Annotated in this window: 9 protein-coding genes and 2 pseudogenes; 7 read left to right on the forward strand and 4 right to left on the reverse strand. The window is 69.9% G+C overall.

Annotated features, from left to right (window positions below):
- Positions 1-123 precede the first annotated feature (123 nt).
- Complete coding sequence (locus FPZ47_RS22610) at positions 124-1,458, forward strand: ISL3 family transposase (protein WP_144955419.1); 1,335 nt, start codon at positions 124-126, stop codon at positions 1,456-1,458.
- A gap of 50 nt (positions 1,459-1,508) precedes the next feature.
- Here the strand turns inward: FPZ47_RS22610 and ppsA are convergent, their stop codons facing one another.
- Positions 1,509-3,917 carry a phosphoenolpyruvate synthase gene (gene ppsA / locus FPZ47_RS22615; protein WP_144955427.1) on the reverse strand — a complete coding sequence of 803 codons (2,409 nt, stop codon included), beginning with the start codon at positions 3,915-3,917 and terminating at the stop codon, positions 1,509-1,511.
- Positions 3,918-4,123: 206 nt separating this feature from the next.
- Between ppsA and FPZ47_RS22620 the strand changes: the two genes are divergently transcribed.
- Positions 4,124-5,533, forward strand: a complete 1,410-nt coding sequence (locus FPZ47_RS22620; RefSeq protein WP_144955416.1) for a wax ester/triacylglycerol synthase family O-acyltransferase — start codon at positions 4,124-4,126, stop codon at positions 5,531-5,533.
- On the opposite strand, the pseudogene FPZ47_RS29805 reads toward FPZ47_RS22620, so the two are convergent.
- A pseudogene (locus tag FPZ47_RS29805) lies at positions 5,530-6,083 on the reverse strand (ANTAR domain-containing protein). The gene FPZ47_RS22620 and the pseudogene FPZ47_RS29805 overlap by 4 nt on opposite strands.
- A 166-nt stretch (positions 6,084-6,249) precedes the next feature.
- Positions 6,250-6,696, reverse strand: coding sequence for an Hsp20/alpha crystallin family protein (locus FPZ47_RS22630; RefSeq protein WP_144955424.1), 447 nt, complete (start codon positions 6,694-6,696; stop codon positions 6,250-6,252).
- Between the two features lie 160 nt (positions 6,697-6,856).
- Between FPZ47_RS22630 and FPZ47_RS22635 the strand changes: the two genes are divergently transcribed.
- The 5 genes and pseudogenes from FPZ47_RS22635 (at position 6,857) to FPZ47_RS22655 (ending at position 13,218) form a co-directional block, all read left to right on the forward strand.
- Positions 6,857-7,231: a MerR family transcriptional regulator gene (locus tag FPZ47_RS22635; protein WP_144955413.1), complete on the forward strand. Its 375-nt coding sequence runs from the start codon at positions 6,857-6,859 to the stop codon at positions 7,229-7,231.
- A 167-nt stretch (positions 7,232-7,398) separates the two neighbouring features.
- Positions 7,399-8,204, forward strand: a pseudogene (locus FPZ47_RS22640) (MDR/zinc-dependent alcohol dehydrogenase-like family protein); the annotation flags it as partial.
- A 95-nt stretch (positions 8,205-8,299) separates the two neighbouring features.
- Positions 8,300-10,450: a glycogen debranching protein GlgX gene (gene glgX / locus FPZ47_RS22645; protein ID WP_144955410.1), complete on the forward strand. Its 2,151-nt coding sequence runs from the start codon at positions 8,300-8,302 to the stop codon at positions 10,448-10,450.
- Positions 10,451-10,589: 139 nt separating this feature from the next.
- On the forward strand, positions 10,590-12,347 hold the full coding sequence (locus FPZ47_RS22650) for a GGDEF domain-containing protein (protein ID WP_144955407.1): 1,758 nt from the start codon (positions 10,590-10,592) through the stop codon (positions 12,345-12,347).
- Positions 12,348-12,426: 79 nt separating this feature from the next.
- Entirely contained in the window at positions 12,427-13,218 is a 792-nt protein-coding gene (locus tag FPZ47_RS22655) for an SDR family oxidoreductase (protein ID WP_144955421.1), read from the forward strand.
- Positions 13,219-13,225: 7 nt separating this feature from the next.
- On the opposite strand, the gene FPZ47_RS22660 is transcribed toward FPZ47_RS22655, so the two are convergent.
- The gene (locus FPZ47_RS22660; protein ID WP_144955404.1) at positions 13,226-14,194 is read right to left on the reverse strand and encodes an aldo/keto reductase; all 969 of its coding nucleotides are present in this window, start codon (positions 14,192-14,194) and stop codon (positions 13,226-13,228) included.
- Between the last annotated feature and the right edge of the window lie 107 nt (positions 14,195-14,301).

Consider the following 14,301-nt stretch of genomic DNA (forward strand, 5'->3'; position numbering starts at 1 on the left):
CTGCCACACGCTAATTGTCCCCTACCGCAGGGCGAATCCGGCGAAATGACTCACCCAATTACCGAAACATCTTTAAGGTTTCTGGCTTGTCGAAGGTCAGGAACCAAAGGAGCCATCAACGACGTGCGCAATGTGAGGCTATGGCGTGCGCTGCTGGGTGTCGACCAGCGCACCGTGATTGAAGACATCGAGGTCGAGGAGGACGACGCCGACGGCGAGACGCTGGTGGTGGCGCGGGTGCGCCCTCGCAGTGGGGTGTCGCGTCGATGTGGCCGCTGTGGGCGCCGGGCGCCCTGGTATGACCGCGGTGCGGGCCCGCGCCGGTGGCCTGGCTTGGATTGGGGCACGGTGCAGGTGGTGCTGGAGGCCGAGGCGCCGCGGGTGAACTGTCCCGCCCATGGGCCTACGGTGGTGGCGGTGCCGTGGGCGCGCCATCACGCCGGACACACCCACGCCTTCGATGACACGGTGGCCTGGCTGGCGGTGGCCTGCTCGAAAACCGCGGTGTGTGAGTTGATGCGCATCGCCTGGCGCACCGTCGGGGCGATCGTGGCCCGAGTCTGGGCCGACACCGACAAGCGCATCGACCGGTTCGCGGACCTGCGCCGCATCGGCATCGATGAGATCTCCTACAAACGTCACCACAAGTACCTGACGGTGGTGGTTGATCACGACAGCGGCAGGCTGGTGTGGGCCGCCCCGGGCCGCGGCACCGCCACCCTGCGGCGGTTTTTCGATGCGTTGGGTTCCGAACGCTGTGCGCAGATCACCCACGTCTCGGCCGACGCGGCAGACTGGATCGCCGCCGTGGTCGCCGAGCGCTGCCCGACCGCGATCCGCTGCGCCGATCCCTTTCACGTGGTGGCCTGGGCCACCGAGGCACTGGACGCCGAGCGGCGCCGGGCCTGGAACGACGCGCGGGCGCTGGCGCGCAGCGAGCCCAGGTGGGGCCGCGGCCGGCCCGGTAAGAACACCGCGCCGCGGCCCGGCCATGAGCGGGCCCGCCAGCTCAAAGGCGCCCGCTATGCGCTGTGGAAGAACCCCGAAGACCTCACCGAACGCCAGAGCGCCAAGCTGGCCTGGATCGCCAGGACCGATCCCCGGCTCTATCGCGCCTATCTCCTCAAAGAGGGCCTGCGGCAAGTGTTCTCGGTCAAGGGCGAGGAAGGCAAGCAGGCTCTGGACCGGTGGATCTCCTGGGCGCGGCGCTGCCGCATCCCCGTGTTCGTGGAGCTGGCCGGTCGCATCGTGAAACACCGCGAGGCCATCGACGCCGCCCTCGACCACGGCCTATCCCAAGGACTGATCGAATCCACCAACACCAAGATCCGGCTCCTGACCCGTATTGCGTTCGGATTCCGCTCCCCGGAAGCGCGCATCGCTCTGGCAATGCTTGCCCTCGGCGGCCACCGACCCGCCCTACCGGGCCGACACAAACACCCACGGATAAGTCAGTAGAGCCGTTTTTTGGCGGGAGGGAGGTCGGCACGCCTCCCGCGGCTGCGCGCCTATTGCGTCGGCGCGAACTCGGTCTCCAACTCGAGGATCTGGCGCGTGGTCTTCACCACGACGTCGGGGTTCAGGCTGATCGAGTCGATGCCGAGGCGCACCAGGAACTCGGCCATGTCGGGGTAGTCCGACGGCGCCTGGCCACACAGTCCCGAGTGAATCCCGTTGCGGCGGCAGCCCTCCACAGCCAGGCGGATCATCTCCTTGACGCCGTCGTCGCGCTCGTCGTAGTCGAAGGCCACGATCTCGCTGTCGCGGTCCACGCCGAGGGTGAGCTGGGTCAGGTCGTTGGAGCCGATGGAGAAGCCGTCGAAGCGTTTGGCGAACTCGTCGAGCAGGATGACGTTGTTGGGGATCTCGCACATCGCGTACACCTTGAGCCCGTTGTCGCCCCTGCGCAGCCCGAGGTCGGCCATCGTCTGCAGCACCAGGTCCGCCTCGGCGACCCGGCGCACGAACGGCAGCATGATGACGACGTTCGTGAGGCCCATCTCCTCGCGCACCCGCCGCATCGCGCGGCACTCCAGCGCGAAGCCCTCGGCGTAGGCCGGGTGGGCGTAGCGCGAGGCGCCGCGGAAGCCGATCATCGGGTTGGCCTCGGTCGGTTCGAAGCCGCTGCCGCCGATCAGGCTGGCGTACTCGTTGGTCTTGAAGTCCGACATGCGCACCACCACGGGCTTGGGCCAGAAAGCGGCCGCGATCGTGCCGATCCCCTCGGAGAGGCGCTGCACGAAGAACGTGGCCCCGTCGGGGTAGCCGTAGGTGAGCCGGTCGATCGTGCGGCGCGCCGCGGCGTCGTCGACCTTGTCGGGATGCAACAGGGCCAGGGGGTGGACCTTGATGTATTCGCTGACGATGAACTCCATCCGGGCCAGTCCCACACCGTCGTTCGGCAAAAACGTTGTCTTGAAAGCGAGGTCGGGGTTGCCGAGGTTGACCATGATCCGGGTTCGCGGCCGCGGCAGGTCGGCCACCTCGGTGCGGTCCACGTGGAAGCCCACCTCGCCGCGGTACACGCGCCCGGTGTCGCCCTCGACGCACGACACCGTGACGACCTCGCCGTCGGGCACGCGCGCGGTTGCGTCGCCCGCGCCGACCACGGCCGGGATGCCGAGTTCGCGCGCGATGATCGCCGCGTGGCAGGTGCGCCCGCCGCGGTTGGTCACGATAGCGGCGGCGGTCTTCATGATCGGCTCCCAGTCGGGTGTGGTGATGTCGGCGACCAGCACCTGACCGGGTTGGAAGTCCGACAGGTGATCGAGGTGCTCGATCCGTTTGGCCACGCCCGAGGCGACCTTCTCGCCGACCGAACGGCCCTCGGCGAGCACCTCCCTTCCTTCGAGGTCCCTGCCCTCGAGCACGTAATTCTCGATCGTGGTCAGGCTGCGTTGGGAGGCCGACGTCTCGGGGCGCGCCTGGACGATGTAGAGCTTGCCGTCCAGACCGTCCTTGGCCCACTCGATGTCCATCGGGTGCCCGTAGTGCCCCTCGATGGTGCACGCGTAGCCGGCCAGCTCGAGCACGTCGGAGTCGGTGATGCAGAAACGGCCGCGGTCGGCCTTCGGGGTGGGGATGTTGCGGGTCGTGTGTTTCGTTCCGCCCTCGACGAAGATCATCTTCACCGCCTTGTCGCCGATCAGGCGGCGCAGTACGGCGCGGTGCCCGGCCTGGTAGGTCGGCTTGTGGACGTAGAACTCGTCGGGGTCGACCGCGCCCTGAACCACGTTCTCGCCCAGGCCGTACGAGCCGGTCACGAACACGACGTCGTTGAAGCCCGACTCGGTGTCGATGGTGAACATCACCCCCGAGGAGGCGAGGTCGGAGCGCACCATCTTCATCACGCCGATCGACAGCGCGACCTTGAAGTGGTCGAAGCCCTGGTCGATGCGGTAGTGGATGGCCCGGTCGGTGAACAGGCTGGCGAAACAGCGGCGGCACGCGTCCAGCAGGCTCTCGGGACCTTTGATGTTGAGGAAGGTTTCCTGCTGCCCGGCGAAGCTCGCGGTCGGCAGGTCCTCGGCGGTGGCCGAGCTGCGCACGGCGAGGCTGACCTCGTCGCCGTACTCCTCCTGCAGCGTGCGGTAGGCGTCCAGGATCTCGTCGGCCAGGTCGTGGGGAAGGCCGGCGCCGTAGACGATTTCGCGGGCGCGTTTGCCCTTGCGCGCCAACGCGGTGACGTCGGCGGGGTCGAGGTCGTCGAGCTCGGCGTGCAGCGCGTCCCAGGCGCCGGCGCGGTCCAGCATGTGCTTGTAGGCCTCGGCGGTGATGGCGAACCCGTGCGGCACCCGGACGCCCTGCTGCGACAGCTTCTGGAACATCTCGCCGAGCGAGGCGTTCTTGCCGCCCACCAGAGGCACGTCGGCGATGCCGAACTCCTCGAAGAAGCGAATATAGGTGAGCCCGCTCATGATCTGTTCCTTCGCGTAGTTGCCCATCCGCCGTTGCCCATCCGTAGTTGCCCATCCGCCGCAAAACCGTTTGGGCGTCACGTGATGACGATGGCGTCACGTGATGACGATATGGCCGCTCGTGCCGCCGGACAGCTTTCGTTTGGCACCGAAGATGAGGACTTCCGGCCCTGATCACGGGCGGTGCGGTGGCGGAGAGTGGCGGGATGGAGCAGTTGACCGCCCTGGACGCCGCCTTCCTGGAGGTCGAGGACGCCGACCCGCACGTGAGCCTGGCGGTGGGCGGGGTGTCGGTCGTCGAGGGGCCCGCGCCGGGCTACGACGAGTTCGTCGCGGCCTTCGCGCCGCGGGCGGCGGCGATCCCGCGCTGCAGGCAGGTGCTGCGGACCCATCCGCTGGACCTGCGGCCACCGGAATGGGTCGACGACCCGCACTTCGACCTGTCCCGCCACCTGCACCGCGCCGCGCTGCCGCACCCCGGCGGCGACGCCGAGCTCTTCGAGACGATCGCCGCCCTGATGGAGCGCCGGCTCGACCGCGAGCGCCCGTTGTGGGACTGCTGGATCATCGAGGGGCTCAGCGACGACCGGTGGGCCGTGCTGACCAAACTGCACCACTGCATCGCCGACGGCGTCGCGACCACGCAGCTGCTGGCGAGGTTCGGCGACGACGCCGGCACCTTCGACGCCGGCACCTTAGCCAGGGGCACCTTCGCCACCGACATCGCCGGCACCAAAGGTCCGGCGCACCAGGGCGCGAGCCTGGCGAGGATCGACCTGAACCCCCTGAGCTGGCTGCGCGAGATCGGGCGGGGCGCCCTGGCGGCCGAACACGCCGCCGTCGGTGCGGCCGAGCTGACGTCCGCCCTGCTGCGACCGGCCCCGCCGTCGTCGCTGCACGGACCGCTCACGACGATGCGGCGCTACAGCGCAGCCCGGGTCCGGTTGGCCGACCTGCAGAAGGTGTCCCGGGCATTCGGTGTGACGCTCAACGACGTTGCGCTGGCGGCGATCACGAACAGCTATCGCAGCATCCTGCTGGAGCGGGGCGAACGGCCCGGCCACGATTCGCTGCGCACCCTGGTCCCCGTGTCGGTCCGCACGGCCGACCACTTCGCGGCCACCGACAACCGGGTCTCGGCGATGCTGCCGCTGCTGCCGGTCGACGAGCCGGACCCGGTGCGGCAGCTGGGGCTGGTGCGCGAACGCCTCACCCGGGCCAAGGCCAGCGGACAGAGCGAGGGCGGCAGCGCGGCGGTGTCCGCGGCCGGCAACATACCGTTCGCCTTCTCGGCGTGGGCGATTCGGCTACTGGCGCGGCTGCCGCAACGCGCCGTCGTCGGTCTGGCGACCAACGTACCCGGCCCGCGCGGCCGGCAGCGGCTGCTGGGCCGGCGGGTGCTGGAGATCCTGCCGGTCCCGCCCATCGCCCTGCGGGTGCGCACCGGCATCGCGATGGTCAGCTACGCCGACGCGTTCGTTTTCGGCATCACCGCCGACTACGACGCCGCGTCCGACGTCGGGGCGCTGGCCGCGGGCATCGAGGACGGGGTGGCGCAGCTGGTCGCGGCGAGCCGCGCGCGGCGCCGCAGGCGGGTCCCGGCGCCGGCGGGCTAGCCCGCTTCCCGGCCCGCCTTGGCGCGGTGGGCCCGCTGGTGTGCCGTCAGCAGCAGGTGGTCGAAGTCCTTTCGGGAGTCCACGGCCACGCCCGACGCGCGGAAGTCCTGGGCGAGCTGCTCGGCCAGCGCCCGCAGCTTGACGTTGGTCTCCTGCGACAGCCATTTGAGCAGGGGTGAACGCGGCGTCGCCGGTGATGCCGTAGACCAGCATCAGCATGCCCTTGGCTTGTTCGATGGCGGCGCAGTGTTCGCCGATGCGGGCCAGCTTCGCGCTGACGGGGTCCTCCCGCGCCCGTCCGGCCGAGGCGGAGATGTCGACGTAGAAGCCGTGCGTCCCCGATCACCTCGCCGGCGTCGTCGCAGAGCTGATCCCCGACGACGATGACCGAGCGCACCCGCCCCCGGGTGTCGACGATCCGGTGGCGGGTGCCGAATGCCTGGTGATCGTTGAGGATCTGGTCGATGGTGGCCGCGACCCGGCCGCGGTCGTCGGGGTGTTTGTGCGCGAGGCTCGATGTCCTCCCCGCTCGATGTCCTCCCCGCTCGATGTCCTCCCCGCTCGATGTACTCGGTGTCGCCGTTGAGATTCCACCTCATCGGTCAACCGGCATCGGTCAACCGGCATCGGTCAACCGGCCTGCTCGGGTGGGTTCCGGACGGGAAGGCGGCGACCGGGATTGCCGCGCGGCGGCCGCCGCCGTTCCCGCCGGTCGTTCAGGCGTCGATCACCTCGCGTTTGACGGCGCTGTCGTTGATTGCCGTGTGCCCGCCGCGGTCGACGGAGATCTTGCGCGGCTTGGCCTTTTCCGCGACCGGGATGTGCAGCCTCAGGACGCCCTCGCGGTAGGCGGCCTCGATCTTGTCGGTGTCGAGGTTTTCGCCGAGCACGAGCTGGCGACTGAAGACGCCGCGAGGCCGCTCGGTGGCCAGCATCTCCCGGTTCGGGTCCAGGGCCGGGCGCTCCGCGCGCACGGTCACCACGTTGCGCTCGATGTCGATGTCCAGCGAGTCGGCGTCGATGCCCGGAAGGTCGAACTCGACGACGAAGTTCTCCCCGTCTCGCCAGGCATCCATCGGCATCACCGCCGGCCGTGCCGCGGTGCCGAATACCTGCTGGGTGAAGCGGTCCAGATCACGGAACGGGTCGGTGCGCATCAGCATGGCGGTCACCTCTCACTCCTAACCTACTGTGGTGAATGACTTTGATCTATGCCTTACGGCATAGATTTTATATACCAGAATCGACAGATTAATGCAACTGTGGTAAACAGGTTCCCTGTACTAAAGGTTCCCTGTACTGATTTGCCGAGGAGATGCCCCGATGCCCGATCAGCCTGGCGACAGCGGTGCGCCGGCGCCCGATCGCGGCGTGTACGGGATCTCGGTGGCCGCCGAACTCTCCGGTGTCGCGGTGCAGTCGCTGCGGCTCTACGAGCGCTACGGACTGCTCACGCCCGCCCGCAGCGAGGGCGGCACGCGGCGCTACAGCGCCGACGACCTGGCCCGGCTCCAACGCATCAACGCCCTCGTCGGCGACGGTGTCAACCTGGCCGGCATCGCCCGCATCCTTTCCCTCGAGGACGACAACGCCGCGCTGTCCGCGGACAATACCGATCTACGGTCCACCAACCGCAGCTTGCGCAGCGCGGCGAAGGCCGGCGGGTCCGCGCGGCAGGGCGAACCACCGCAATCCTGACCTCGCTCACCGACGTTGCGGCCCACGTCCACGCCACCACGCGCGCCGTGCAGTACGCGTTTCGCCGTCATCTGGACATGGCCCCGATGCAGTACCTGCGGCGGGTCCGGTTGGGGCGCGCACCGCGACCTGATCGGGTCCGACCCCGGCGGGACGACGGGGGGCGCGGTCGCGGCGCGGTCATCCCCTTCCGGATCTCGTGCCGCAGCTGCCACATGTGCGACACGCAGCTCTACACCCAATGCGAGACCACCCAGGTGCGCGACAAGGGCATGGGGACGGCGCTGTTCGGCTATTCGGAGCTCTACGGCGAGGTGCCCGGGGGCCAGGCCGAACTGCTGCGGGTGCCCCGGGCCCAGTTCACGTACATCAAAGTGCCTGAGGGGCCGCCGGATTCGCGCTTCGTCTACCTGTCCGACGTGCTGCCGACCGCCTGGCAGGCCGTGGCCCACGCCGACATCCCGGCGGGTGGCACGGTGGCCGTGCTCGGCCTGGGCCCGATCGGGGACATGGCCGCGCAGCGCGGCATCCACACCATCGACCTGGGCCGGCTGGACGGCCCGGTCGGCGACGCGATCCGCGACCTGACCGACGGCCGGGGCCCGGACTCGGTCATCGACGCCGTGGGCATGGAGGCGCACGGCTCCCCGGTGGCCCGTCTGACCCAGCAGGCCACCGGCATGCTGGGCGACGTGGTCGCCAAGCGGCTGATGCGGACCGCCGGAATCGACCGGCTGGGATGGCGGACCCCTTCCCGATGCTGGTCATGTTCGACAAGCAGGTGACGGTGCGGATGGGCCAGGCCGACGTCAAGCGCTGGGTGGAGGACATCATGCCGCTGCTGGCCGACGACGACCCGCTGCGGGTGGACACGTTCGCGACCCACGTGCGGCCCCTGGACCAGGCGCCGCACGGCTACGAGATCTTCCAGAAGAAGCGGGACGGCGCGGTGAAGGTGCTGCTCGAGCCGTGACCGCGCGGCCCCGGGGCCGACCGCAAAAGCCCTGTCTGCCAAAGCATTCCCGTACGCCGGTTTGATCGCCGCGCCACTCGGGTATCAAGTGCGCCATGACGAGCGCCGAAGTACCCGTCCCCACGCCCACCGGTGAACTCTGGCCGGGCAAGGCCTACCCGCTGGGTGCCACCTACGACGGCGCGGGGACCAACTTCGCGGTCTTCTCCGAGGTGGCCGAGCGCGTCGAGCTGTGCCTGTTCGACGCCGACGGCACCGAGTCGCGGGTGCGGCTGCCCGAGGTCGACGGGTTCGTCTGGCACGCGTACATCCCCGGTATCGAACCCGGCCAGCGCTACGGCTACCGCGTCCGCGGCCCGTACGACCCGGAGAACGGGCTGCGGTGCAACCCGAACAAGCTGCTGGTGGACCCGTACTCGAAGGCGATCGACGGCAGCTTCGAGTGGAACCAGTCCCTGTTCGGCTACAACTTCGGTGACCCCGACAGCCGCAACGACGAGGACTCCGCGCCCAGCATGCCCAAGTCGGTGGTGATCAGCCCGTACTTCGACTGGGGCAACGACCGGCCGCCGGACCACCAGTACGCCGACACCGTCGTCTACGAGGCGCACGTCAAGGGCCTGACGCAGACGCACCCCGACATTCCCGAACAGATGCGCGGCACCTACGCGGCGGTGGCGCACCCGGCGATCGTCGAGCACCTCAAGAGCATCGGTGTCACCGCGATCGAGCTGATGCCGGTGCACCACTTCGCCAACGACTCGACCCTGGTCGACAAGGGCCTGTCGAACTACTGGGGCTACAACACGATCGGGTTCTTCGCGCCCGACTTCAAGTACTCCAGCTCCAGGTCCCCCGGGGGCCAGGTGCAGGAGTTCAAGGCGATGGTGCGCGCCCTGCACGAGGCGGGCATCGAGGTCATCCTGGACGTCGTCTACAACCACACCGCCGAGGGCAACCACCTGGGCCCGACGCTGAGCATGCGCGGCATCGACAACGCCGCCTACTACCGGCTGGTCGACGACGACAAGCGCTACTACATGGACTACACCGGCACGGGCAACAGCCTCAACGTCGGGCATCCGCACGCGCTACAGCTGATCATGGACTCGCTGCGCTACTGGGTGCTCGAGATGCACATCGACGGCTTCCGGTTCGACCTGGCCTCGACGCTGGCCCGCGAGTTCTACGACGTGGACCGGTTGGCGACGTTTTTCGAACTCGTGCAACAGGATCCGACGGTCAGCCAGGTCAAGCTGATCGCCGAACCATGGGATGTCGGCCCGGGCGGCTACCAGGTGGGCAACTTCCCGCCGCAGTGGACGGAGTGGAACGGCAAGTACCGCGACACCGTCCGCGACTTCTGGCGCGGCGAACCGGCCACACTCGACGAGTTCGCCTACCGGCTGTCGGGGTCGGCCGATCTCTACGAGCACACCGCGCGCCGGCCGGTGGCCTCGATCAACTTCGTCACCGCCCACGACGGGTTCACGCTGCGCGACCTGGTGTCCTACAACGAGAAGCACAACGAGGCCAACGGCGAGGACAACAACGACGGCGAGAGCCACAACCGCTCGTGGAACTGCGGCGCCGAGGGCCCGACCGACGACGCGGACGTCAACGAGCTGCGCGCCCGCCAGCAGCGCAACTTCCTGACCACCCTGCTGCTGTCGCAGGGTGTGCCGATGATCTGCCACGGCGACGAGCTCGGGCGCACCCAGGGCGGCAACAACAACGGCTACTGCCAGGACAACGAGCTCACCTGGATCGACTGGGACTCCGCCGACGCCGGCCTCCTGGAGTTCACGCGTACCGTGTCGGCGCTGCGGGCCGAGCACCCGGTGTTCCGCCGGCGCCGGTTCTTCTCCGGCAAGCCGCTGGGCCGGCGCGGCCAGGACGGGCTGGCCGACATCTCCTGGTTCACCCCCGAGGGCGCGGAGATGACCGAGGAGGACTGGGGCGCCGGGTTCGCCAAGTCGGTCACGGTGTTCCTCAACGGCCACGGCATCTCCGACCGCGACCCGCGGGGCCACCGTTTGGTCGACGACTCGTTCCTGCTGTGCTTCAACGCCCACCACGAGACGATCGAATTCACTCTTCCGCCAAAGGAATTCGGGGCCACCTGGCAGGTGGTGGTGTTCACCGGCCCGGAGGAGAGGACACCGGCCGACGAGGTCCCCGGGGGCACCAAGCTGACCGTGGAGGCCTATACGGCCGTGGTGTTGCAGGCCCCGGACGGCGCCTGACCGGCCCCGAAGGGCCCCGTGCCGCGCCGTCACCCCTCGCTCCGGCGCGCCGGCGCACGGTGTGAGATTTCTGCACGGCGCCACCGATCTCGCCGGTTCGACGGCGCCGCCTTCGTTCGTTGCGCACAATGGCGATGTTATGGACAGCCCGCAGCCCGACGTGCGTCTGCAGGAATCGCTGGCCCGGTACGAGCGGGCCGCCGTCACGGTGGCGCTCGCCGTCGCCGCGCTGGACTGGGTGGGCTGGACTTGCGGTATCGAGCCGTTGACGCGGATCAACCCGGCCTGGCCGCAGATGATGCCGTGGACCGCACTGTGGCTGGCCGCGCTGGCGGCGGCGATCGCGGCGCAATCGGGGCGGCCGTCGCGCGCTCGGGTGTGGGCGGGGCGTGGCCTGGCCGTGGCGGTGGGCATCCTTGCCGCCGTGGTCCTCGCCGAGTCCGCGACCGGCAGGTCGTTCGGGCTCGACGAGGTGTGGTTCACCGAAACGGTGCGCACCCTGCACTGGTCCTGGCCGGGGCGCCCGAGCTCGCCGACGGCGTTGGCGGTGTTGCCCGTGGCCGCCGCCGTCGCGCTGATGCGGCTGGATCGCGGGACTTCCGGGGCCTGGGCGGTGTGCGTGGCGGCCGGCGGGGCCATCGCGTTCGTCTCGGTCGCGGCCTACCTGTTCGACGCCGTGTCGCTGGTGGGCGTCACCCCGTCGCGCGGCCAGTCGATCTCGACGGCGTTGACCCTGCTGCTGCTCGTCACCGCCACGGCCGCGGCACGCCCCGACCGGTTTCCGTTTGCCTGGCTGCTCGCCAGGCCCGACCGGCGCTCGCTGGTCCGGCTGCTGGGGATCCTCGCCGGCTTTCCGGTCGTCGTGGCGCTGTCGCGCGCGACGTTCCTGGCGGTCGGCATCGGGGAGCCCACGGAATGGAGCCTGTCGATCGTGGTGGGCACGCTGATCGCCGGGGCGGTCACGTTCTACCTGAGCCAGCGCGAGCAGCGGCTGCTGATCGAGAAGGAGCTGCTCAGCAAGAAACGCGCCGACGCCGAGGCGCGTTATCACATTCTCGCCGACAACGCCGTGGACGTCATCGTCCACCTGCGCGGCAGCGAGGTCGCATGGATCTCGCCGTCCGTGGAGGCCGCGCTGGGGGGACCGCCACAGCAGTGGATCGGCGCGGACCTGAGCAGGCGCATTCACGCGGACGACGTCGACGCGGTGGTGGCCGCGCTGGGCGGCATCGCCGGCGGCGGCTCGGTGCTGCGGCGGTTCCGGGTCCGCTCCGCCGACGGCGACGCCTACCACTGGGTCGACAGTCACGCCAAGCCCTACGTCGACGCCGAGGGCAACACCGACGGGGTGATCGCGGCGCTGCGCGTCGTCGACGACCAGGTCGAGGCGGAGCAGCGACTGGAACGGTTGGCCCGGTTCGACGCCCTGACCGGGCTGGCGAACCGGGCCGAGGCGATCGAGCGCCTCGAGTCCGCGCTGCACCAGGCACCGACCCTGGGCGCACACCTGGGCATCCTGTTCTGCGACATCGACCGCTTCAAGGACATCAACGACACGTGGGGCCACGGCGTCGGCGACGCCGTGCTCACCACTCTGGCGGCCCGGATCCGCGACTGCGTCCGCGAAGGCGACACCGTCGGCCGGACGGGAGGCGACGAGATCCTCGTCCTGCTGCCCGACGTCAAGAGCGACGACGCGCTCGCCCGGATCGCCGAGAAGATTCGCTTGCGTGCCGCCGAACCGATTCGCGAATCCGGTTGCACGATCTTCGCGACCCTGAGCATCGGTGCCACCATGGCCGTGCCCGGCGAGGCGGTCTCGTCGCTCACGGCCCGGGCCGACGCGGCGATGTACCAGGCCAAACAGGGCGACCGGAACACCGTCATCCGCATCTGAGCGGGCGGGGCACCGCGATCCGGTAGGTTTCTCGCCAGTGGTTGAGTCGTTACAGAAAAGGGTGAATATGTCACGGACAGTGGTGGTTGGCGCCTCGAGCGGCCTCGGACGCTGCATTGGTGTCGGCCTCGCGCGGCGTGGCGATCAGGTGGCGCTGCTGGCCCGGCGCCGGGAGCGTATCGAGGCCGCTGCCCGGGAGGCGGGGGCCGGCGCGATCGCCGTGGAATGCGACGTCACCGACGAGGCCGCCTGCCGTTCGGCCATCCAGGAGGCCGCCGAGGCGCTCGGCGGCATCGACAACCTCGTCTACACCCCGGCCGTCGGGCCGCTGGTGCGCATGGTCGACACCGACGCCGAGACGTGGCGGCGGATCTTCGACACGAATGTGATCGGCGCGGCCCTGGTCACGGCCGCGGCGGTGCCGTACCTGACGGCCCCTGCCGGCACGGGGGCCGGCACGGGGGCCGGCAAGGCGGTCTACCTGTCCTCTGACGCGGGAACCTTCGGGCCGCCCTGGCCGGGTCTGGGTGCCTACGGCGTCAGCAAGGCGGCGCTGGAGCGGCTCGTGGAGGCGTGGCGCGCCGAGCACCCCGACATCGGCTTCACCACGCTCATCGTGGGGGAGTGCCCCGGCGGCGAGGGCGACGCGGCGACGGGCATGAACACCGGCTGGGACATGGACCTGGCCATGAAGGCCGTCCCGCTGTGGGCTTCGCGCGGCTGCATGCCCGGCAAGCTGATGCCCGTCGAGGACCTCATCGAGGTCGTGCACACGATCCTGCGCACGGACGCGGCGACGTCGATGCCGCTCGTGGTGGCCCGGGGCGCGCCCGCCGGCCCCGCGGCGTTGGTGGAGTCCGCCCCGTCGTGACGGCGGGTCAGCGGCCGACCCTCTCGCGCACCTTGTCGGTGAGGAAGCGACCGGCCGAGACCGGCCGGAACGCGCGGGCGGCGGCGGTGAGCGCGTCGCGGGACTCCCCGGGCAGTTCGACGTCGGCGGCGGCGACGTTGAACTCGAGCTGCTCGACGCTGGAGGCCCCGGGGATGGCGACAACGCCCGGCAGGCTGATCAGCCAGGCCAGCGCCACCTGGGCCGGCTTGGCACCCACCTGCGTGGCGACGTCGCGCAACGTCTGCAGCAGCGGCTCGATGCGGCGCAGGTTCTCGGTGCCGAAGAGCGGGTTCAGCGCGCGAACGCCCCCGGGCCGGTTGTCGAGGCCGTACTTGCCGCCCAGCAGCCCCTGGGCCAGCGGGCTGTAGGCGATCACGACGCGGTTCTCGCGCTCGGCGAACGGGACCAGGTCCTCGAGCGCGCCGGCGTGGGCGAGCGAGAAGTGGACCTGGTTGCTGATCACCGGACGGCCGAGCGCGGCGTCGGCCTTGCGCCACCGCGCCAGCGAGTAGTTGGAGACCCCGGCCGCGCCGATCCTGCCCCGATCCAGCAACTCGCGCATGCCGGGCATGATCACCGAGTCCGGGAACACCGGGTTCGGCTGGTGGACCTGGTAGAGCGGGATGCGGTCCAGGCCCAGCCGGCGCGCGCTGGCGGCCTCGCGTTGCCTGACCACGGCGGGGAAGGGGGCGACGGGCATGATTTTGCTGGCCACCGCGACCTCGGCCCGCTCGGCGCCGAGCGCCTCGCCCAGGATGCGCTCGCTCTTGCCCAGCCCGTACACCTCGGCGGTGTCGAACAGCGTCACCCCCAGCGCCCGGGCCCGCCGCACGATGTCACCGGCGGCGCCGGAGGCGTAGCGGTCCCCGTAACCCCACTCGCGCGAACCGAACTGCCACGTGCCCAGGCCGATCCGGCTGACCCGGCCGACCCCGTCGACGTCGAGATAGTGCATGGGCCCCACCCTACTTACTGAGGACCTTACTGAGGACCTTACTGAGGACCTTACTGAGGACCTTACTGAGGACCTACTGAGGAATCTTGTCGAGGATGTAGTTGGCG

Source organism: Mycobacterium helveticum (assembly GCF_007714205.1).
Lineage (GTDB): Bacteria > Actinomycetota > Actinomycetes > Mycobacteriales > Mycobacteriaceae > Mycobacterium > Mycobacterium helveticum.

What these genes read in the sequence shown, in the direction of transcription:
- FPZ47_RS22660 (WP_144955404.1), bottom strand. Translation starts at nt 14,194, where the DNA reads ATGCACTATCTCGACGTCGACGGGGTCGGCCGGGTCAGCCGGATCGGC.
- ppsA (WP_144955427.1), bottom strand. Translation starts at nt 3,917, where the DNA reads ATGAGCGGGCTCACCTATATTCGCTTCTTCGAGGAGTTCGGCATCGCC.
- FPZ47_RS22620 (WP_144955416.1), top strand. Translation starts at nt 4,124, where the DNA reads ATGGAGCAGTTGACCGCCCTGGACGCCGCCTTCCTGGAGGTCGAGGAC.
- FPZ47_RS22650 (WP_144955407.1), top strand. Translation starts at nt 10,590, where the DNA reads ATGGACAGCCCGCAGCCCGACGTGCGTCTGCAGGAATCGCTGGCCCGG.
- FPZ47_RS22635 (WP_144955413.1), top strand. Translation starts at nt 6,857, where the DNA reads ATGCCCGATCAGCCTGGCGACAGCGGTGCGCCGGCGCCCGATCGCGGC.
- FPZ47_RS22630 (WP_144955424.1), bottom strand. Translation starts at nt 6,696, where the DNA reads ATGCTGATGCGCACCGACCCGTTCCGTGATCTGGACCGCTTCACCCAG.
- glgX (WP_144955410.1), top strand. Translation starts at nt 8,300, where the DNA reads ATGACGAGCGCCGAAGTACCCGTCCCCACGCCCACCGGTGAACTCTGG.